The organism is Acinetobacter baylyi DSM 14961 = CIP 107474 (genome assembly GCF_000368685.1).
Classification (GTDB): Bacteria; Pseudomonadota; Gammaproteobacteria; order Pseudomonadales; family Moraxellaceae; genus Acinetobacter; species Acinetobacter baylyi.
In genome coordinates this window covers 260,047-280,771 of the sequence record NZ_KB849623.1, presented here as the reverse complement: position 1 = coordinate 280,771, position 20,725 = coordinate 260,047, and the positions used below count along the sequence as shown (strand labels likewise).

The 20,725-nt window shown below is 40.7% G+C and carries 15 protein-coding genes; 4 read left to right on the top strand and 11 right to left on the bottom strand.

Going from position 1 to position 20,725, the window contains the following annotated elements; genetic code table 11:
- Window positions 1-2 precede the first annotated feature (2 nt).
- From F952_RS01270 to F952_RS01220, 11 genes are all read right to left on the bottom strand, one after another.
- The gene (locus F952_RS01270; RefSeq protein WP_004920446.1) at window positions 3-1,811 is read right to left on the bottom strand and encodes a monovalent cation/H+ antiporter subunit D; all 1,809 of its coding nucleotides are present in this window, start codon (window positions 1,809-1,811) and stop codon (window positions 3-5) included.
- Window positions 1,811-2,179: a Na+/H+ antiporter subunit C gene (locus F952_RS01265; protein WP_004920442.1), complete on the bottom strand. Its 369-nt coding sequence runs from the start codon at window positions 2,177-2,179 to the stop codon at window positions 1,811-1,813. The genes F952_RS01270 and F952_RS01265 overlap by 1 nt, the downstream gene beginning before the upstream one ends.
- Complete coding sequence (locus F952_RS01260; protein ID WP_004920441.1) at window positions 2,176-5,025, bottom strand: monovalent cation/H+ antiporter subunit A; 2,850 nt, start codon at window positions 5,023-5,025, stop codon at window positions 2,176-2,178. Before F952_RS01260 ends, F952_RS01265 begins: the two co-directional genes overlap by 4 nt.
- A 327-nt stretch (window positions 5,026-5,352) precedes the next feature.
- Window positions 5,353-6,720 carry an ATP-binding protein gene (locus F952_RS01255; protein WP_004920437.1) on the bottom strand — a complete coding sequence of 456 codons (1,368 nt, stop codon included), beginning with the start codon at window positions 6,718-6,720 and terminating at the stop codon, window positions 5,353-5,355.
- Window positions 6,721-6,732: 12 nt separating this feature from the next.
- A complete protein-coding gene (locus F952_RS01250; RefSeq protein WP_004920436.1) occupies window positions 6,733-8,235 on the bottom strand; it encodes a UvrD-helicase domain-containing protein in 1,503 nt (500 codons plus the stop codon).
- Between the two features lie 9 nt (window positions 8,236-8,244).
- Entirely contained in the window at window positions 8,245-9,018 is a 774-nt protein-coding gene (gene hisIE, locus F952_RS01245; RefSeq protein WP_004920433.1) for a bifunctional phosphoribosyl-AMP cyclohydrolase/phosphoribosyl-ATP diphosphatase HisIE, read from the bottom strand.
- A 168-nt stretch (window positions 9,019-9,186) separates the two neighbouring features.
- Window positions 9,187-10,458, bottom strand: coding sequence for an FAD-dependent oxidoreductase (locus F952_RS01240; protein ID WP_004920429.1), 1,272 nt, complete (start codon window positions 10,456-10,458; stop codon window positions 9,187-9,189).
- Between the two features lie 58 nt (window positions 10,459-10,516).
- On the bottom strand, window positions 10,517-12,136 hold the full coding sequence (locus F952_RS01235) for an ABC1 kinase family protein (RefSeq protein ID WP_004920426.1): 1,620 nt from the start codon (window positions 12,134-12,136) through the stop codon (window positions 10,517-10,519).
- Window positions 12,137-12,149: 13 nt separating this feature from the next.
- Window positions 12,150-12,815, bottom strand: a complete 666-nt coding sequence (locus tag F952_RS01230) for a ubiquinone biosynthesis accessory factor UbiJ (RefSeq protein ID WP_004920425.1) — start codon at window positions 12,813-12,815, stop codon at window positions 12,150-12,152.
- 12 nt (window positions 12,816-12,827) lie between these two features.
- On the bottom strand, window positions 12,828-13,772 hold the full coding sequence (gene ubiE, locus F952_RS01225) for a bifunctional demethylmenaquinone methyltransferase/2-methoxy-6-polyprenyl-1,4-benzoquinol methylase UbiE (RefSeq protein ID WP_004920423.1): 945 nt from the start codon (window positions 13,770-13,772) through the stop codon (window positions 12,828-12,830).
- Between the two features lie 157 nt (window positions 13,773-13,929).
- Window positions 13,930-14,643, bottom strand: coding sequence for a DUF8198 family protein (locus F952_RS01220; protein ID WP_004920421.1), 714 nt, complete (start codon window positions 14,641-14,643; stop codon window positions 13,930-13,932).
- Between the two features lie 989 nt (window positions 14,644-15,632).
- On the opposite strand from F952_RS01220, the gene acuA reads away from it, so the two are divergent.
- The 4 genes from acuA to acuG are packed head-to-tail and all read left to right on the top strand — an operon-like array spanning window position 15,633 to window position 20,575.
- On the top strand, window positions 15,633-16,214 hold the full coding sequence (gene acuA / locus F952_RS01215; RefSeq protein ID WP_004920420.1) for a thin pilus major pilin AcuA: 582 nt from the start codon (window positions 15,633-15,635) through the stop codon (window positions 16,212-16,214).
- A gap of 23 nt (window positions 16,215-16,237) precedes the next feature.
- A complete protein-coding gene (gene acuD / locus F952_RS01210; protein WP_004920417.1) occupies window positions 16,238-16,945 on the top strand; it encodes a thin pilus assembly periplasmic chaperone AcuD in 708 nt (235 codons plus the stop codon).
- A gap of 27 nt (window positions 16,946-16,972) precedes the next feature.
- Window positions 16,973-19,525, top strand: coding sequence for a thin pilus assembly outer membrane usher AcuC (acuC, locus tag F952_RS01205; RefSeq protein WP_004920414.1), 2,553 nt, complete (start codon window positions 16,973-16,975; stop codon window positions 19,523-19,525).
- Complete coding sequence (acuG, locus tag F952_RS01200; protein ID WP_004920412.1) at window positions 19,526-20,575, top strand: thin pilus adhesin subunit AcuG; 1,050 nt, start codon at window positions 19,526-19,528, stop codon at window positions 20,573-20,575.
- Window positions 20,576-20,725 lie beyond the last annotated feature (150 nt).

The following is a 20,725-nucleotide window of genomic DNA, read 5'->3' as shown; positions in this document are numbered from 1 at the left end:
GACTAGGGCTCCATGGGTTTGAGCTGTGCATCAGTTGGAGCAACGCTTTCATTATTCAGTTGTTGCTGGATTTGACGCTGTTTATAAGGGGAAATATGTTCACCCTTTAGTGAGTTTTCCGAAATGATGTAGGGAATATAGTGAGCATTACTATCCAATGCTTCACCGCCATATTTGGTTTCGGGCAAATAAGTCGGATCATAACTTGCTACACTAATCACATTGCCTTCACGATCTTTCTTTAGGACTTGATTGATATATAAGCTACGATCACGAATTTGTTCGGCAGTTGCAAGCGTATATTGCTGAATAGGTGCGGCAAAAACGACATACAAAATTAGACCAGCAAGCAGTACATAAATGGTTTGATTATTACGTGCGGGTGCGCGATCAGGTAAAGCTTGATAAACTGCATAAGCGGGTTCTTTCGGATTATCTTCAGGACGGCTAGCCCGCCAAAATAATACAAAACCAACACGTGTCAGGGCAATAATACTCAGCAGGCTAACGATTAGAATGATCGCAATAATCCAGCCTTGATAAGCCGATTGTGCAGACGATTGCAAGATAAATACTTTACCCCAGAAACCACTAAAAGGGGGTAAGCCTGCCAGCATCAGCGCAATGACCAAAAAGGTGATTGAGGTAATTTTTTCTTGTTTCATTTGAGGCGCAATTTTTAAATGATCTTTAAATTCGCCACGTTGTGAGGTGATCCAGCCTGAAAATAAATAAAATGCGGCTGCAATCAGGGTGCTATGTACTAGATAGTAAAGTGCGGCTGCCCATGCTTGGGTATTTGACATGGCAATTGCAATCAAAATGGTTCCGACGGATGACAGAATCATGAAGCCAATGAAACGACGTAAGCGGTCTGCACCAATGGCACCAATCACGCCATAAAGTGAGGTAACAAGACCGATTGGAAGTAACCATTTTTGCAACATCGCTTGAGAGAAATCGTCATCAAAGACCGTTCCATTGACTCGCAAAATCGCGTAAATCCCCACTTTAGTCATAATGGTAAACAGTGCAGCAACTGGCGTAGTCGCGACAGCATAGGTCTTGGGTAGCCAGAACCCGACAGGAAGCATGGCAGCTTTGATGCCAAAAACAACAAATAGTAATAACCCCCCTGCAATCGCAAGCTTATGTTGTTCTGGTTCAAGAATAGGCACCAAACGCGCAACATCGGCCATATTTAAGCTGCCTACATTGCCATAAATCATGCCTAGCCCAATCAGGAATAGTGCCGATGCAAGCAAATTGATGGTGACGTAATGAATTCCGAGCTGAAATCTGGCTTTACCTTGGGTGTGTAGCAGTAAGACATAAGACGCAAGTAGTAGCACCTCAAAAAATACAAACAGGTTAAATAAATCGCCTGTTAGAAATGCGCCACATACACCCATCAGTAAAAAATGGTACATCACATGGAAATAGCGACCACGTGCATCCCATTCTTTACTTGCAAACCAGAGTACTGGTGTAGCGAGTACATAGGTAAGTAGCACCATAAAGGCAGATAATCGATCAAGAACCAGTACAATCCCAAATGGTGCAGACCATTCACCTAACTGATATACCGTGATCTGACCTGTGCTGGCCATCATGAAATAGCTGATAGCGGTTGCAAGGCCCAATAATATCGAGATGAAACTAATTCCCCGACGCCAGGGTTGGCGTGGATCATGTTCAAGTGCCCCTGAGCCTGGATTGCCCAATAAAACTAGACTAAATGCGGTAAATGCTGGAATTAAAATACTCAAGATCGGCGCATGCATATGCCAAAAAGTGATGAAATCAGACATTAAGGCTTATCCTCACGCGGGTCATAGTTTAATGCAGGATCTTCTTTAGAATCGACATGATCAGTTCCTGATTCATAGCGACTACGGATTGCAAGCTGCACAATAAATGCAGTGGTTGCAAAACCAATCACGATTGCAGTAAGCACCAGTGCTTGAGGCAGCGGATCTGTGACGTTGGCAGATTCGGTGAGAATTGCAGGAGAGTTCACCTGAAGACGTCCCATCGCAAAAAGAAACAGGTTGACTGCATAACCAATCATGGCCAGACCCAATACCACAGGGAATGTACGTGCACGTAAAATCAGATAAATACCTGTTGCAACGAGTAGCCCGATTGCAGAAGCCAGCAAAAATTCAAGACTGATCATGATGAATCTCCTTCTCGTAATACAGGACCCGACATGGTTGAGTGGCGAGAATCGCCCAGCACCGAAATCAATAACATGGTCGCACCGACCACTGTGGCATAAACACCCACATCGAATGCCGCGGCAGAAGCAAGATGCATTTCTCCAAGTAACGGTGGATGAACGTGAATATGGGCGCTGGTCAGAAATGGTCTCATCCAGAACCAAGAGGCTACGCCTGTAAGACCTGCAACGATGAGTCCAGCACCAATCCAGATTTCATATAAACGACCAGATTTGGCCTGAAGAAGACGTTCTGTACGATCCTGGCCCTGTGCAATATATTGAATAATGAGTGCCATGGATGTAATCAGACCTGCGATAAATCCGCCACCTGGATAATTATGACCACGCAGGAAAATATATAAGCTGACCACTAAGGCGATCGGGAGTACCCATGAAGCCGTGGTTCTGAGCATGAGTGGCGAGGGATTAAAGCGGTAGGTGAGTCCTTGGGTAACACTGGTTCCGTGAATACGCATACCGTCCATCAGACACAAGGCGCCAATCGCTGCAATTCCCAACACAGTGATTTCACCGAACGTATCGAAACCACGGAAGTCGACCAGAATCACATTGACTACATTTGAGCCACCACCCAGCGGTAGGGATTGTTGCAAGAAAAACCAGGAAATCGAGTTATGATCGCGGGTTAAAATTAGCCAAGCAATCCATCCAATCCCAACACCGCCAACAATTGCGATAATGGCATCCCGCCAGCGACGTGTACGTTTTGACTCATAAGGCGTGAGCTGTGGGAGCAAAGACAGGCTCATGAGCAGCAGTACAGTGGTCACAACATCAACCGTAATCTGGGTCAAGGCCAGATCAGGCGCTGATAATCCGACAAAAACCATGGTCACAACCAGTCCGATTGCACCACTGATCAAAACGGCCTTGATACGTTCGTGATGAAACCAGATCATCATCCAGCATGCACAAAACAGGACGAGCCATAACACAATGGCCACCCAGGGTGCATGCAGCAATTCACGTGTACCTGTTGTCAATCCTTGATTTAATAATGGTGTTGCAACAATTGCGATGCTAAAGATAACGATCAAAAATAGATAGAGCTGCAAAGAACCAGTTTCGGTACGTTGCTTAATTTTGCGACTACCCAGTAGTAGGTACTGAAGAAAACGATCAAATAATTCTCGACCTTGAAAGATTCCAAAATAAGGATCGAGATCGATATGTCGAATGCGCTGATTTTTTGCCAGTGTAAAATAGAACAGTGCACCACCGACCAGTGCAATGATACTCATGAACAGTGGAAGGTTAATACCATGCCAGATGGCTAAATGGACACCTTCAAAGTTGGGTGCCATCAGGCTTGCACGTGTTGTTTGATTGACAATCGTTTCAACCAGTAGTGCTGGCAAAATTCCGACTAAAATACATAAAACAGCCAGTAATAATGCAGGTGCACGCATACCAAAAGCAGGTTCGTGAGCCTCTTTGTTTGGAACTTTGTCCCCCACGGGGCCGTCAAAAAACACACCATGAACTAAGCGAATGGAATAACTTACTGCGAAGATCCCTGCCAGCGTAGCCACAATTACAGAGAAAATAAGCGCACCGCCATTGAGGCTGTTCACCAATTCGGTAAAGAACATTTCTTTAGAGATAAAACCGTTGGTGAGAGGGACACCCGCCATGGAAGCCGCAGTGATGAGTGTTAATGTGCCTGTAAATGGAAGAAGTTGCCAGAGACCACTCAGTTTACGTAAATCACGCGTGCCCGATTCATGGTCGATAATTCCTGCAATCATGAACAATGCGGCTTTAAAGGTCGCATGATTGATAATATGAAAAATAGCGGCTGCAACGGCTAATGGTGAACCGATCCCGAGTAAGCAAACAATTAAACCCAGATGGCTAATGGTCGAATAAGCAAGTAAGCCTTTCAGATCTTCTTTAAAAATGGCAAAGAAGGCGGCCATACATAGGGTAAATAACCCGACAAAGGTGACAATGTTATGATACAGCGCAGCACCAACAAAAATTGGAGCTAAACGCGCCAACAAGAAAATTCCAGCTTTAACCATGGTCGCCGAGTGTAGATAAGCTGACACTGGTGTTGGTGCAGCCATGGCATTAGGTAACCAAAAATGGAAGGGGAATTGGGCACTTTTGGTGAATGCGCCGGCTAAGATCAGTAAGAGTGCAGGAACGAACAGACTATGCGATTGAATCATCTGCTTCATTGCAAGCAGCTCATCGATTTGATACGTACCTGTGATCTGTCCAATCAGAATAAAACCACCCAGCATGGCCAGACCGCCCATGCCTGTAATGGTGAGTGCCATACGAGATCCGCGTTGAGCTGCATCGTAATTGCCCCAGTAACCCACCAGTAAGAAAGATGAAATACTGGTCAGTTCCCAAAATACCAACAATAAGATCAGATTATTGGAAAGTGAAATACCGAGCATGGCCGCCATAAATATCATTAATAGCAAATAAAGCTTTGCCAATGAATTCTTGGGACTGAGATAGTAATAGGCATAAATATAAATTAAAGTTCCAATTCCCGTAATGAGTAGGCTAAACAGTAAGCCTAAAGCATCGAGACGAAAACTGAGATTAATGCCGAGTTGAGGAAGCCAGTTCCAAGTTTGCTGAAGCGTTGCGCCATGAAACACATCCTGAGCATGTGCCAGCAATAAGCCAAAACTGGTTAAGCTTACCCCGATTGCGCCTAGAGCAGTTACTCCACGTGAAAATCGCTGGAGTAATGAGACAAGGGTAGTGCCTAGTATTAACGGTAATAAGATAATGATCGGTAACACACTGGTATCCATGTCATGAGTTAGGCGAAGCCTAAACGTGAATCTTATCTTTTAAGCGATTCAGGATGACAAAGAGCCTTCCAAAGGTTGATCACTTAAAAACCAAAATAGAACAAAGAGAAAAAATACAAGCTGTATTGCGCAACTTGACAAATAAAATTTTAAGAACAAAGTCAGTATACAGGATAGAGATTTAACTGTCCTAAAATCATTACATGAAAATAACATTATCAACTACTTAAGGCTCTATAGCCTGTAATTTCAAGTGTTACTCAATAATAGGTAATTTCAATCATAATATATTAAATGATTAGATTTGTAAATTATAACGGCGAATTATTATGCATGATCTGAAGCATCTTGTTCGGTTGCAGAGTCAGGCTTGATCAGGCGAATAATGGCGGCTTTTTGATCTTCTGTTAAATATTCAATTTGACTAAGCAGCTGATCAAAATTTTCTGTCGTAAATGAACTTAGGCTGGTGATTAATCCAGTATCTGCTGATGTTTCATCAAACAAGTGACTATAAATTTCATCATAGAGTTTAGTTGGTTGCCCTAACTCAATAGGAACAATCCCCTGATGTGAAAGTTTATAGCACTGATAGGATGTGGTATGCTCAAGTAATTCATCCCGATTACCTGTGGCAATGATCTGGACTTGAGGGAAAGCCTGGTTTAAACGAATTAGAATTTCACGCGATAGCATTTGATCGAGTTGAGTATCAATCTGATCAATCAGGATAATGCCTTCACCTTCCAGACATGGATATAAACTTAAAGGATTGAGCAAACATAAGCGTCTAACCAAATCACCAATTAAGGCAATCCAGATTTTAAGTGAATTAGACAGTTGTTGATATTGGATGATTTGATCTTGATAACAGACCATAAGCTGCAATTTTGGATGATATTCAAGATAAAAATCAGTCAAATCAGGGAAAATATGCTGCAAACTATTTTTGAGTGCTTGCAAGTGCGGTGTTTTAAGTTGTGCCTGGGCATGAAACAACAGTTGTTGCACATCTTGCTCATTGTCTATGGCATTTTGCTGAGTAAGCTGTTGTAAAAGCTGGGCTGCCTGCGCATTTTCAATATCACTGACTTCTCTTAACCATTCAAAGAAGCGTGCAAAGGTGGTAAATGGCAGTATTGAAATATCATAAGCTGCACTTGGCTGGAAGACTGCCGGAATATTTTTGCTGAGTAAGTTGATTTCATTGATAAAGCGGTCAGCTGGATAATAAGCAATGACAGGCAAGCTTTGCAACGGATCTTGTTTGATCGCGTGTTGATATAGTTCAACCATTTGTTCGAGTTGTTGGGTTTCAACTTGGCTAAATCCAGTACCACTAGCAGTCAGAGTTTTATAGAGCCGCCATGAACAACTGCTCTGATCCTGATTTGAGATGTCACTGGCGTCTGATAAAACACCTAATTCAGCAGGAAAGTGAACTGAAATCGCAGTTTTAGACTGGGTTTTTTGAAAGGAAATATCCTGATCCAGCGTCACAATGCCTGCGGTACGACTATCTTTAAAGCGAGCAGGAAACCAGCTTAATGCCTGAAAAATATGCTTGAGCAGAGTGGTTTTGCCCACAGCCTGTTCGCCTAAAATTAGCGTAATGGGCTTATGCGCATAGTCAAACTCAACATGCAAATCCTGAAAAGGGCCAGTATGTTTTAAATGAATCGACTTTAACTTCATAAGCGTCTCACTTTAAACGACGGACGTACGCAAACTCTGAGGTGCTCGAAGCTTAAGCTGTTGTACGAGGTCATAAATATGATGAATATTGAGACTTACTTTAGCACGTGTACAGGCAACGTACAGTAAACGGAGCTCTTCATCACTGATTTTATGTTCAAGTTGATTAATTTTAAATTGGTAATCATCTTCCAGATGGACACGATTCCATTCCAGACCTTTTGCTTTATGCGCTGTAGAAATGACATAATCGGCCTGCTCAATTGGCGTGATTTTGGATAACGCGTGTTTTAAAGGGGCTGTTCCGTGATCATCGACCAGTTTAACCAGTGGCTTGATATCACTCCCATCATTGGTTTCACAGTATTCATGCACATCATGCCAAGAGTTAAACCAGGCCAGCTCTGGCACATCGGTTACGCGTTTACCTTGCTTGAGTAGACTGGCCGCATCAACAAAACGGTTCAGTTTATTGTGATCTGCTTGCAAGCTGACTTTGTCGCCATGTACTAAACCTGCCAGCAATAATTCCATCGCTCGCGCATTGGTACGGCATAAAATCGCATCACGTTGTTTGGTATGTGGCTTATTGACGACTTTGGAATTCAGATCTGGATTGCCAAGCAGGGGAATAGTTTCATCTAGACCATTGAGCAGGTAATTGGCAACATTGGCAATGCTTTCACCAAAACGAAAAGAGGTGGTAAGTCTGGACTCGGGCAATGGAAGCTGCTGCATTGCATTAACGGCACCACGCCATGCATAAATTTGCTGATGCGCATCACCCACATAAATTACTTGGGTATTTCTTTGCTTAAGTAAAATACCCAGCATGAGTGGATCAGCATCCTGTGCCTCATCAAATAAGACATAATCGGCTGGAATGTTCGGTTCAGATAAAGCCCACAGCTTGAGATAAATATCATGTCCGATACCTGCCTGATGCTGGGGATCAATAGACTCAAGCCAGCGTCGCTCAATAGCGGGATATAAATGTTGCTGTAACTGGGTAAGATCGTCTGGATGTAACCAGCTTGGTGCCTGAATATGACGTGGCGCAGGATATTGAGAATTGGTTGAGCAGAAATAACTGACGGTGTTGGCGACCAGACTAGCTAAACGGCTTGGCATCAGCACATATTTTTCATAACGTCCACCCATCAAACGACGCAAGGTAATCGGCTCCAGTCGATAATCTTTTGCCATAAAGCTTGGACTCAGACGCGGTAACCGCAATTTGTCGGTGACCCCACGCGGTACACTACGAAAAGCCAGAGAGTGAAAGGTACGACAATCGACATGACGATGGAATTTTTGTTGTGCTTCACTGGCAATGGCTTTATTAAATGCTAGATACATGCCACGCCGCTCGGGCATGGCATCACTAATCATTTGCAAGGTTGTTGTTTTACCTGTACCAGCATAGGCAATGACCTTAAAGGATTCACCTAGACGTGCATTATCAATTGCGGTTGCTTGTTCATAGGTTGCCTTCGGTTTTTCTATACTCGACACAGGTAATTTTTATCCTTGATTGCGATTGGCTTTTTCAACAAGACCTGATAAACCCTGACGGCGAGCAAGCTCATCCAAAACGGCTTGTGGCGTAAGATCGAAATAGCCGAGCATGACAATACTATGAAACCACATATCGGCAGTTTCATAGATTAAATCATTTAAATGTTCTTGAGTCGGTTCGGCAGCATAATCTTTGGCTGCAATAATCGTTTCAATATTTTCCTCGCCAACTTTTTCAAGAATCTTATTGAGTCCTTTTTGATAAAGGCTGGCGATATATGAGCTGTCGGCTGTTGCTTGCTTACGTTGCTGCATTAATTGACCGAGATATGATAATACATCCACCTGTTCGTTTGAATGACCATGATCATGCGCTTCAACCTTAGCCGATTGACCATAAATCGCAGTAGGGTCTTTTAACTGCGCATCGACAATCTCCCAACCTTGCGGAGTAAGCTTACGATAAAAACAAGATTCACGGCCAGTATGGCAGGCGATGCCGCCATGTTGTTCAATCTGTAAAATAATCACATCGCCATCGCAATCCAGACGAATTTCATAAACGGTCTGAAAGTGGCCTGATTCTTCACCTTTATGCCATAATTTTTGGCGTGAACGTGAATAATATACAGCCTCTTTCTTTTCGGCTGTAAGTGCCAGCGATTCACGATTCATCCACGCGACCATTAATATACGTCCAGTTTGATGATGCTGAGCGATGGCCGGGATTAATCCTTGTTCGTTAAATTTTACTTCATCGAGCCATTGCACGTTGTTCATGAGACATCACCAAAATTAAAGGAAATATAAAAAGGTTGATCGGACTGCCTAGAAAGACAGCTATATAGTGTACGGCATCTCACCAGATTTGCGAAAAAAAAGTCATCTTTTTTGTAGTGAAGTTCATCGACTTCAGCGATATCTTGATCTCAAGCTTGATATAAATAATCAGATTTTTGACTTATATTGAGCAACATCTGAATAATCGAGATGATGCAGGGGATTGGTTTTTAATCCCGAAATTGTGATGGCCATTTGTTTACGCAGATAGGGAATCTGATACATCCAGTAAAAGCTAAAATCGCGAAATGGGCCAGTCCAGGCAGAATCTGATTGATAAAGTGGGGTCAGTAGGCGACTCAAGGACTGATAAAACTGAGTAGAGCTGTAGCGAAGTTGATGATAGTGCTGCCAAAATTTGTTCCATTCGATACGATGGTCTGGAAATTGTTGTAATGCCTGCCCCAATGCCCATGCATCAAGTAATGCCATATTCGCACCTTGCCCTAATTGAGGGCTCATGGCATGTGCGGCATCTCCAATAACACCAAGACGTCCTTGCCCAAATTTTGACATCACCACATCACGATACTGTGCCGATAACCAAGATGAGCTGGATTGATTTTGTGTGATTTGCTCTAACCAGTGGGAGACAGGTGTCCAGCGAGATGAAATTTGATGAATTAAATCATTAAGCTTATTTGGATGGTTTAAAAATTGATCAAGCTGACGAGTAGGTAAACTCCAGAATATACTGGAAAGTCGTTGATGCGGTTTTTCGGGAATTGCACCTGTAGGCAAAATACCCATCATGATTTGTGAACGATCATAAAATTGATGCAGAATCTGGGTATCTAAAATTTGACATTCGGGCACAATATTCCATACCGCACCCCAGGGATAAGGCCGATCAACTTTGACCCAGGCTTGAGGTCTTAAATGGCTACGAGCACCATTGGCAATGATAACAGCATCAAAATTTTCTTCAAAATCCTGCATTTGATATTGACCATAGACTGTAATGCCATGGTTGTGCTCACTTAATCGATTCACCTCGTGTCCCATTTTCCATGAGACATAAGCGTCATACGCTTCCAGCTTTGATTTCAAGACATGGCATAGTGTTGCCCGATGAATTCCGATGCCATAATACTTGTCATGTACTTCACGGTAGTGACTATTGACCAGTAAGCGTTGATTGGCCAGACGTCCTTCAAGGCCTGTGACCATCGCACCGAGTATTAAAGTGTTTTCCAAGATGCCTAAATGTTCAAAAACTGCGAGTCCTGCAGGTTGTAATAATAATCCTGCACCAACGGGTTGTAGTTGTTCGGCTTTTTCAAAGAGTGTCACCTGAATTTCTTGCCGTGCAAATAAAATGGCAGTTGCTAAACCTGCTGTACCAGCACCGATAATGGCAATCTTATTTATTTTTTTCATTGTAGGGGTATTTAATATTTGAGGTGAAGTTTGAATCAGCGCTTCACCTCATGATCCATTATTTAACGATTCGCCAGATCGATAGCAAGATAGTGAGCGTAATCAAGACAATCGAAATATACCATGGTGCAATGATGGCAATACTCAATAGGATGGCAATGATACTGCCAAAAATCCAGCTACGCTTTTGCTGATGTTCCATTTGCAAACGTAATTGCTGTAATTCCCGAACTTGACGATCCTGCCAGGCAGACTGATTTTTTAAACCATTTAAACTGTCAATCAGTAAGGTAGGTAAATCCTGTGCACCTAACAATAAATCAGGAATTTGTTGTCCAATTTCCTTGATATTCTTGACTGGGTTCATATTAGATTTGACCCATTCGGTCAAAATGGGTTTGGCCAGTTTCCAGATATCCAGTTGAGGATAAAGATCTGTTCCGAGTCCTTCAACATGTACCAGTGTTTTCAGCAATAACATCAATTGTGGTGGAATTTCCAGATGAAAGCGGCGTGCAATATCCATCACTTGCAGTAAAATTCCAGCAAAATCCAGTTGATCCATTGGTTTGGAAACCATCGGTCCAACAGTACGACGCATTTCACGGGCTAAAGCATCTTGATCTGTGCCAGGTGGAATCCATCCAGCTTGATGTACAATCTGGATTAACTGCATAAAGTTGTTGTTCATGACCGCCAATAGCATGCGAGCAACGGTCATCTGGTCGTGCTTGGAGAGTTCCCCCATAATTGCACAATCCAGTGCAATAAAGCGTGGGTTGGCGGGATTAATGGTCTCAACAAACACATTGCCAGGGTGCATATCGGCATGGAAAAAGTTATCTCGGAAAACCTGAGTGAAAAAGATAGTTAATCCTTTTTCTGCTAGATCCGCGCGATTCATTCCCAAACGATCAAATGTGGCTGTATCCGAAATAGGCACGCCAGTGATTCGTTCGGCGACCATGACATCTTTACTGTCCATATACACTTCAGGCACATACATCATACTGGAGCCAGTAAAGTAATGTCGCATGCGCCGCGTATTATCTGCCTCTAACGTAAGATCAAGCTCATTGAGAATAATCTGACGATAGTCTTGAATAATTTCACTCAGGTGCAGCGCACGAGCTGCTTCAAGTCGACTTTCTAGTGATTGACCTAGCCATGAAATAATTTCAAAATCTTGCAGAATTTGTGTGCGTATATTGGGACGCGTGACTTTAACAATCACTTCTCGGCCATCGAATAGTGCTGCGGTATGAACCTGAGCAATCGATGCGGCTGCAAGTGGTTGCTCATCAAAGCGAGCAAAGAGAGTATTGACCTCTGCTTTTAAAGAATCTTGAATCCGCTGTTTTGCAATTTGGGGATCAAAAGGTTTCACTTGATCTTGAAGTAAAACCAGTTGAGACAAGATTTCTGGCGGAATAAGATCGCGTCGGGTGGAAAGCAATTGTCCTAATTTAATTGCCAACGGCCCCATATCCTCAAGTGCTTCTTTGAGTTTAAGCGGGTTTTTTCGTTCACGACTGGACCATGCTGCGGGATGTAGCTTGATTAGATTAATCGCATGGCGGGCTTTGGCAGGCAATTCTTCCGCAGGAAACAGGGTGTCGAGCCGATAATGTGCAGCAATACGCCAGAGTTCGAGTAACCGTGAAACGTGCGGAACCATAATAAAATATCACCTAGTTGTCTGATTGTAATTGCAGGTTGAGCTGTTGCAGTCTGGCTTCAACACGATCAAGCTCTTGATTGAGCTGGCGAGTGGCATGCTGTAGATCGTCCATTTGCCAGCGAGGTGCAAACAGACCACTATCTTCTTTTAAAGCATCTTCCACAAAAAACAGATGGCTTTGCATGGATCGTTTGAGTTGCTGTGGCGCAAGCCGAATTTTACCTAACTCATGCGCTAGGGCAGGTCCAATCCAGGGGCTTAAGTGCGCCGCCAGATCGGGTTCAGACTGCTGCATGATTTTCTGAATATCCTGCAATAGATGATAGTCACCCTCGACTGGAATATTGCCAATTTGATCTGGATCGTTGAACAAAAGTTTAACTAACTCAACGATATTTTTCACATGCAAGGTTGCAGTTGCATCTGTCATTTTATACTGAGGATCAAATGGTCGTTGTTCAAAAATAGAAGGAGTTTGACTTTGTCCAGTCACAGTCGGTTCAAGACGAACTCTATTTTCATCAAAAAATACATCAACAGAAAGCTGAGGACTGTCAGTTACAACTCTCAGTAGTTTGCCTTGTAACTGATTGGTCTGAATGCGTGTGATGGCATCCAGATCAATGATATGGTGGATACAGCGTTCGACTGCACCAAGCGCAAGAATCGACCACATGGTTTGAACCTTTTAAAGTTTGAAGCCACGATGAACGGCAACGATACCGCCTGTTAAATTATGATAATCACAATTCTGGAATCCTGCCTGCTCCATCATGCCCTTGAGTGTACGTTGATCTGGATGCATACGAATCGATTCGGCTAGGTATTTATAACTTTCAGAATCATTTGCCACAAGTTTACCCATAAGAGGTAAAGCTGTGAACGAGTAAAAGTCATAAAGTTTTGAAAATGGCTCGAAAACTGGCTTAGAAAACTCGAGCACTAATAAGCGACCACCTGGCTTTAATACGCGATACATGGCTTCAAGTGCTGCATCTTTATCGGTTACATTACGCAAACCAAAACTAATGGTCACCAGATCAAAGCTATTATCTGCAAAAGGTTCTAAAGTTTCAGCATTTGCCAGCACAAAATCCACATTGGTACATCCCGCGTCAATGAGACGGTCACGACCTACATTCAGCATGGATTCATTGATATCGGATAACACCACATGACCTTGTGGGCCAACTTCGCGACTAAAAACTTTCGCCAGATCACCCGTACCACCCGCAATATCCAGCACATGCTGACCACGACGTACACCTGACATATTGATTGCAAAACGCTTCCATAGGCGATGGATACCAAAAGACATTAAGTCATTCATGATGTCGTATTTACTGGCAACCGAATGAAAAACTTCTGCAACTTTTTGTGCTTTGTCATCGGCATTGACAGTTTGGTAGCCAAAGTGCGTTGTTTCTCCGACATTGCCTGTTTTTCCAGCACCACGCGGCAAGTTATATTTTGGAACAGCACGAGTAGAAGAATTGGTTAGGTCTTGTTGTAAGGATTGCTGCTGACCTTGTGGGGTACCTTGAGGAAGTGGTTGATTCAGGAAAGGACTTTGAGTGTCTGAACGCTGGGCCTGCTCAGTAGGAGTTTGTGGCTTTTGATTTTCGTTAGACATGTTGTCGCTCCTGAATGTAAACACACATTATCAAGTAATTATGGCTGTGCATCATGACAGAGTTTGGTATGGTTTTACAGCCGTCACGATGCAATTGTTATTAATACTATACATAAAACCAGACAGCGCAAGCGTTCAGTTCTATGTAGATTATGTTTTAAAAAAATGAATGGAATGGATCGGGATGACCTGAATGTACTTGGTCTATAATTTGTCTTTCGACAGCTGTAAACGATTTAATAAATTTTTCTGCCGATTTCATCGGTTTCATCGCATTAAAACCATCCTGAATAAACTCATACATCAAATCAAAATGATACTTATGCGCCGTGCCTTTGCACATTTTAAATGCAGCGTACATCATAAATGAACGCATATATTTATCTAAGGCTTCACCCAGATCATCCAGTAAGGCAAGTTGCTGCAAACGTTGCTGCTTTTGATCGAGTTTGAGTAATGTAAGACGCATCATTTCATCTGTAATCGGTTGATCTAATGGATAGTCTTTAAGAAGTTGAAGTGCAATTTGTTCATCTAATTGCATGGCAAGAACAGCCAAACTGACTGATTTTGTTCCTGTTTTTATTGCATTTTCAGGAAGAAGTTTTTCTGCTTTATGTGCATATTTAAGTAAACGTTCAATTTGACTGGCCAGCAGATCAAAATCAGGACCACCATAAAGCCGATTTAAAAAATACTGTGTCATCAGATGATACTGTGGCTGGCTAAAAAGAGTGGTGTGCGTTCGCTTTATTCGTTCTTTTAACCAGATTTGAGCATCATTAAGCCGATCAAGAATCAAAGGATCCTGATGATATTGTAACGCATAATATTGTTTTAATAGGTCATCAAATGGAGCAAGCTTAGACATAGATAGGCATGATAGGTAAGCAAATTTTTAAAAGCATACTGCCCTTTATGAAGCAGAGCTATGACTATTCTATATATAAGCTAAAAAAATTAGTCCAACTATGATTTTTTCTATCTGTAAAGGCTTGTGCAATTAGATAGCTCTTGAAAAACTAACCACTATCTAAAATTTATTCCATGATAAAAAATCTTCTCTTTATAAGAGGACTGGGATACTAGTCTAAGAATAGACGAAATTTATCTAGGAAATTGGTAGCAGTCCAAAAAGTTGACGATAATTCTCTAGGTGAATGGTAGCTATTCATTAAAATTTTTAAATTCTAGCAAATAATTAGAGGTGCTACTGTGCTGAATATTCTTGGGATACTTGTGCCCCAGTACGACGCCAAATTTTTTGTAATTCTTTAATAATAGAATTTGTAGTGACTGCTATAACATTTGTCTGCATTTAGCGTGTTCAAGTTGTTTGAATAACTAAAGTGTCAATGATTCTAGATACAGTCAACGACTGTGCAAATATTAAATTCTTCTTGTGCTGTAACTATAATTGGAAAAGTCATACAGACACTGATCCATACGCCAGCGATCATTCGATCCTTTTCTATGTGAATAAGATTTGCTAAATCAAGAAAATTCCATGTCCTAACTTTTTTATTAAGAATAATCAATTAGATATTTTATTTGTTTTTCACTTCATTGATGAATCAATCCATAGCTCGATCATACTCAAATGCTGTTAAAACGCCCTTAATAGAGTCCCATTAACCTTAAAACCTTAATGAATTCTTAATTTGAGATCTAATACATTTTTTTTAAAAAGTGTGTTTTATTTCACATAAATTAATGTATTATGTAAAGGTAATGAAAAAAAGTTTTGTTTTTTTGTAAACAAATCACATTTGTTGGAAAGTAAAGTTAAATCACAAAGCATAACTTTTCAGTCATTACACAAATTTTCTCTGTAAAAATTAAATTGATAAGGTTTTAGTGATGAAAAAACTTAATTTAGCTTTACTTGCAACAACGCTATGTGCTGCTGGTGCAATGACTTCTGCTTTCGCTGCCGATGGTACGATTACGATTAATGGTCGAGTGATTACAAGTACTTGTACTTTAACTGGTAGTGGTACAGCTGGCGCTGACACACAAAACGTGGTCGTGACACTTCCGACGGTACTGAATTCAGCATTTACAGCAAATAGCGCAGTTCAGCCGACTAATTTTACTTTATCTTTAACAAATGCTGCTGGCTCGGCTGCATGTGATGCAGTGACTATTGCGGGTCTTAAAGGGATTACTTTGGGTGGGCCTACAAATTCAGCTCAGTACGTAGCTGGCGATACAACTCGATTGGTTAATACGGTTTCTGGCTCAACAGTAAATACCCAACTTAAATTGGCTTCAGCAACTGCACCAATTGATTTTGCACTAACTAATCAATTAACAAATAGTAATGCGACAACGACCACAAGTGGTATTTGGAATATGCAAGCACAATATTACTCAACCACAGCAACGCCAGCTGCTCAACAAGTAAATTCTGTTGTTAATTATATTTTAAACTATAATTAATCTTTTTGAGTACGAGGAAAAATATGCGTAAGTTCAGTTTTATTATTTCGATATTGTTACTTAGTCAGTATACAAATGCTGGTGTCAGCATAGATGGTACTCGCATTATTTTTCCTTCCAATGCTAAAAGTGTTAGTGTGCAATTACGTAATGGATTTGCTACACCGGCGTTGGTACAAACCTGGATTGATCAGGGTGATATGAGCAGTATTCCTGCAGCTGATCAAATTCCTTTTGTACTCACGCCACCTTTATCGCGTGTTGAGGCTAAAAAAGGACAAATCATTCGTATCATACCTACAGGTTCTCCTGCTTTACCGCAGGATCGCGAGTCCTTGTACTGGTTTAATATGTTGGATATTCCACCTGAAGATTCGGCAAATAAAGATAAAAATATACTCACTTTTAATGTACGTAGCCGTATTAAACTGTTTTATCGTCCAACAGGCTTAAAAATGTCCTCCGATAAGGCATTTGCTAGTGTTGGTTATAGCTACAATAACGGCACTCAAGCTGTCACTTTAAATAATCCGACGCCTTATTTTGTCACAGTGACCAAAGTAGATTTTAAAAATCAAAGTCAAACAGCAAGCTATAACGCAGATGTAGTCATGCTAGCGCCCTTTTCACAACAAATATTGAATAAGTTTCAGTTGAAGTTTAAGCCTGATCAAATGAACTATACAATTATTAATGATTTAGGCGGCAACCAGACTTTTGAGATGAAATAAAGAAACACTCATTGAGTATTTAACGGTATGAAAATCAGATATTCGAGTAGTTTTTTACTGCTTATTCTTCTTGTAAGCAAGTCTTATGCTGCTTCCGAATCAGATATTTCTGGTCGAAATCCGGAAAAAATATTAGCTCAAGAAAATAAAAATGTTTTAACATTTAGTTCCGCTTCATTGTTTGGAGGACAGAGTCAGAGTGTTGATCTGTCCATATTTCGTAATGCGAATTATGTTGCCGAAGGTACTTATATCGTAGATACGGCAGTTAATGAGCGTTCGATTGGTGAATTAAAAGTATTATTTAAGCATTTGGATGCAAACTCAACCGCAGTTTTATGTATTGATGCAGATATATTAAAACGTCTGGATTTGCAGCCACACTATTTGGCATCACTTGCTAAAAAAGACTGCTTGACTATTAAAGATATTAATCCTGATGCATATTATGATTTTGATCTCTCGACTCAAAAAATTGCGATTTATATTCCCCAGAAATTTGTTGTAGATCGACCAGCGGGTTACATTGATCCTGCATTATTTGATTCGGGCATTAACTCAGCGTTCATTGGTTATAATGCAAACTTTAACCAAAATGATCAGGAAGACAGTAAATATTTAGCATTAACTGCAGGATTAAACTTAAAAGGCTGGTATTTCCGTCATGCAGGAAATTTTGACTCGAAGGATTCAGGTTTAGGGAAATATCGTTCATATCAAAATGTACTTTATCGTGATATTACCGCGATAAATGCGCGTATAAGTGCGGGACAATTTAATACATCTAGTCTACAAACTGAAAGTTTGCCAATTGTAGGGATACAACTTGCTTCAGATTTGTCTATGTTGCCTTGGTCAATGCGTAGCTATGCACCAGTCATTGAAAATGTGGCCAATACCAATGCCTTGGTTCGTGTTTTTCAAAATGGTCAAAAGATCTATGAGAGAACAGTTCCTGCAGGTCCATTTCGTATTACTGATTTAACTTCGTTTGCTTCAGGTGTAATGACACTAGAAATTACAGAGAATGGTGGGGAGAAGAAAACCTATATCATTCCTGTGCAAAATAATATGAATTTGCTTAAGCCAGGACAGAAAACTTTCAGTATAGCGCTTGGAAATTATAAAACGATTGAAAAACTGACCGATGATAGTGTATTACAAGCAAGTTATAATTATGGTTTAAATAATTATTTAACATTATTAAGTGGTATGAATCTCACTCAGGATTATCAGGGTGGGATGCTGGGAGCAGGCTTAAATACTGTTTTAGGCGGAATAAGTATAAAAGCAAATGTTAGTCAGGCGACATTGCGAGATCAGGACTACAGTGGTCAAAAAATTGCGCTGGATTATTCTTATTATTTACCTGCATACAAAATAAATTTTTATGCTAATGCACAGACTCAAACACAACATTATCTATCAGTATTAAATTTACTTTCTTATAAAAATTATGATTATTTAAATACAGATGAGTTAAATAGTTTATCTTTGACGGCTGATTTAAGAAATCAGGTCAATTTTAGTTTAAGTAAAAGCTTCGATAATCCGAAGATGGGCGCATTAAGTTTAGGGTTTTTAGTAAGTGACTATTGGAATAGCGATAATAATCGATATCAATATAACTTGAGTTATGGAAATTCATGGAAACGCATGTCTTATTCGATTGGATTCTCTCAAACTAATTATAGAGAGAATACTTTTGATAAGGATCGCAGTATTTATTTCAGTGTTTCTTTACCTTTAGATCTTCGTAAGTCTAACATTAACCTTAACTCAACTTATCAGCATAGTGAACAACAAGGGATTAGTAGCGATAACTTTGGCGCTTATTTGTCTGGTACGGCGGGTTCTAATAACAATATTAACTTTGGTTTAGGTGCAACTTCCAATCGTTATGATGGTAGCACCAATAATTCATACAATGCCAATGTAAATTATTTACTGCCTCAGGTGAATTTAGGTGCAACGGTTTATCATAGTAATCAAGATACCCAATATTCACTTTCAGCACAGGGTGCAATTGTAGCGCATCGCTATGGTATTACAACCACCAACACGGCAGCAGATACTTATACTATTGTTCATGTCGATCATGGTGCTGGTGCTAGTGTTGAAAATGCATGGGGTATAAAACTTGATCGGTGGGGTAATGCAATTTATCCAAATGCTTCCGCCTATTCGATTAATACGCTCTCGATTAATCCAGATCAATTACCGCCTGAAATTACGTTAGATGGTAACCAAACTCGGGTGATTCCGCGTATGTACAGTTCAACCCTTGCGACTTTCAAAGCGAATCAACAAAGCAATATTTTAATGCGTATTGATAGTAAAAACACACAACAGTTTCCTATGGGAAGTCGTATTGAAACATCAAGTGGTGAGCTAATTGGTTTGATGGGTCAGTCGAATCAATCCTTACTTACCCATGATATTCGTGATTTGAAAGAGCCTTTAAAAGTCGTGTGGGGAGATCAGGTTAAACAAAGCTGTAATATTCCGCTAACAGAATTTAGTTCAGTGGTGAAGAAGAAAAACAGTCAATTAGATATTATTAATGTGGAGTGCCATTAAATGTATAAGAAAATAGCGCTAGTCTTGATGTGTCTATTGGCACTTGTCTCCCAAAGTCATGCAGTCTGTACTACTAGAACAAACCCTGTTAATTTTACTGCAAATTTAACTAATGCACACAGTGATAATGCTTATCTACAGCTTGTAGCTCAAACCATAGCTGCTTCATCCCCTCAGCCCATTGATTCATGTATTGGAAGTGGTCCAAGTACTTTTACCATGAGTGGTGTAACCGATCTAACAACTAGCAGTACAATTAGTAAAGATGGTTATACCTATTATCAGATTCCTTCAGCTAAAATTACTCCAACTGCTGCTGCGGCAAATCTTAAGGTCTATCTCGCTTTTAGCGTCAAGGATAATCAGGATAGTGCCACAGAATACTTGGTAGACAGTGCCAGCACCACCTATACGATCTATACAGGTGCCAGTGATACACGAGGCATTCGCTTGCAAAATGTCCGTTTGTTGGTAACGGGTTTGGGCAATACAGCAGGGACTTATACTATTTCAAGTTTAAAGTTGGGTAACTTTTCTGCAAAAGGCTCTGCTTCAACTACTGCAACTACTGCAATCGTGCTAAATAGTGCTACTTTTCAAATTACAAAATCTACCTGCGTAATTAATAATGGTGCGGCGATTAATGTTACTTTGCCCACTGTGCCGAATAGTACCTTTACGACAATAGGCCAAACAGTCGGCGATACGACATTTAACGTGAGTGTCACTGGTTGTGGTAGTAGTGACGCCAATAAAACGTTGGTTGCCTTGTTAACGGATAATAATAATGCATCTGCAAGTAATACCAATGGACTATTAAAAAATACCTATTCTACCAATGTTTCAGTTCAAATCACTGACAGTGCGGGAACTGCTTTACCTATTGCGCCGAAAAGTATTGATAGTTCAAGTAGCTTTTTTAGTTTTGGCACCATTGGTTCAGGTGGTGCGGTTTCTAAAGCATTTAAAGCACGTTATTATTCGAATGTCGCTGCTGTACCAGCAACGCTGGTTCAGGCACAGGCCACGATTACATTGATTTACAATTAGATAGGCAATGAATTGATTTATTATTTTTTACTATTCAATTCTTTTTAAGAATTTTAAATAATCAACAGGATATTTCAGAAATCATCTTTATTTCTATTGGATATAAATGTTTTCACTTTAATCATTTTAAATCTTTTTTGGGCATCGTTG

Bases quoted from the DNA above. Each gene is read 5' to 3' on its own strand.
- F952_RS01235 (WP_004920426.1), bottom strand. From the start codon at position 12,136: ATGGTTCCGCACGTTTCACGGTTACTCGAACTCTGGCGTATTGCTGCA.
- acuG (WP_004920412.1), top strand. From the start codon at position 19,526: ATGTATAAGAAAATAGCGCTAGTCTTGATGTGTCTATTGGCACTTGTC.
- F952_RS01260 (WP_004920441.1), bottom strand. From the start codon at position 5,025: ATGGATACCAGTGTGTTACCGATCATTATCTTATTACCGTTAATACTA.
- F952_RS01255 (WP_004920437.1), bottom strand. From the start codon at position 6,720: ATGAAGTTAAAGTCGATTCATTTAAAACATACTGGCCCTTTTCAGGAT.
- F952_RS01220 (WP_004920421.1), bottom strand. From the start codon at position 14,643: ATGTCTAAGCTTGCTCCATTTGATGACCTATTAAAACAATATTATGCG.
- hisIE (WP_004920433.1), bottom strand. From the start codon at position 9,018: ATGAACAACGTGCAATGGCTCGATGAAGTAAAATTTAACGAACAAGGA.
- F952_RS01265 (WP_004920442.1), bottom strand. From the start codon at position 2,179: ATGATCAGTCTTGAATTTTTGCTGGCTTCTGCAATCGGGCTACTCGTT.
- ubiE (WP_004920423.1), bottom strand. From the start codon at position 13,772: ATGTCTAACGAAAATCAAAAGCCACAAACTCCTACTGAGCAGGCCCAG.
- F952_RS01230 (WP_004920425.1), bottom strand. From the start codon at position 12,815: ATGTGGTCGATTCTTGCGCTTGGTGCAGTCGAACGCTGTATCCACCAT.
- acuC (WP_004920414.1), top strand. From the start codon at position 16,973: ATGAAAATCAGATATTCGAGTAGTTTTTTACTGCTTATTCTTCTTGTA.
- F952_RS01270 (WP_004920446.1), bottom strand. From the start codon at position 1,811: ATGTCTGATTTCATCACTTTTTGGCATATGCATGCGCCGATCTTGAGT.
- acuD (WP_004920417.1), top strand. From the start codon at position 16,238: ATGCGTAAGTTCAGTTTTATTATTTCGATATTGTTACTTAGTCAGTAT.
- acuA (WP_004920420.1), top strand. From the start codon at position 15,633: ATGAAAAAACTTAATTTAGCTTTACTTGCAACAACGCTATGTGCTGCT.
- F952_RS01240 (WP_004920429.1), bottom strand. From the start codon at position 10,458: ATGAAAAAAATAAATAAGATTGCCATTATCGGTGCTGGTACAGCAGGT.